A 404-nucleotide genomic window follows, 5' to 3' on the forward strand; every position below is an offset into this window, starting at 1 on the left:
GACGTAATCGGCGATGCTCTCGTCGGAATCGGGGTTGTAATCGCGCGCGCTACCGGGTTCGGCGTAGGACCGCAGCCCCAGGCGCACAGCCATGTCGACCGCGCGTGGTACCCCGATCTGCGAGATCAGTTTGGCGAAGGCGGTATTGGGTGATTGCGCCAGTGCGTCGGTGACGTTGAGCTGGCTGGGGAATCCGTGCGCGTTACGGACACACCAGGATTCCTTCGGGCATCCGGGGGTATCGCTGCTGCCCAGTCCCTTGCCCACGAACGTTCCGGGGACATCGAGTTGGGCATTGATGCCCATACCCATCTCGAGTGCGGCTGCGGTGGTGAAGATCTTGAAGATCGAGCCTGCGCCGTCACCGACCAACGAAAAAGGCTGTGGTTGCACGGTCTGGTTGG

1 protein-coding gene is annotated in these 404 nt (G+C 62.4%); it reads right to left on the reverse strand.

Translation table 11 applies throughout. The features are described 5' to 3' along the window. The coding region (locus IMZ11_RS44510) for a penicillin-binding transpeptidase domain-containing protein (protein WP_305075967.1) at window positions 1–372 on the reverse strand (372 nt) is incomplete at its 3' end. Window positions 373–404: the final 32 nt, after the last annotated feature.

This window comes from Microtetraspora sp. AC03309 (genome assembly GCF_020826795.1).
Lineage (GTDB): Bacteria > Actinomycetota > Actinomycetes > Streptosporangiales > Streptosporangiaceae > Microtetraspora > Microtetraspora glauca.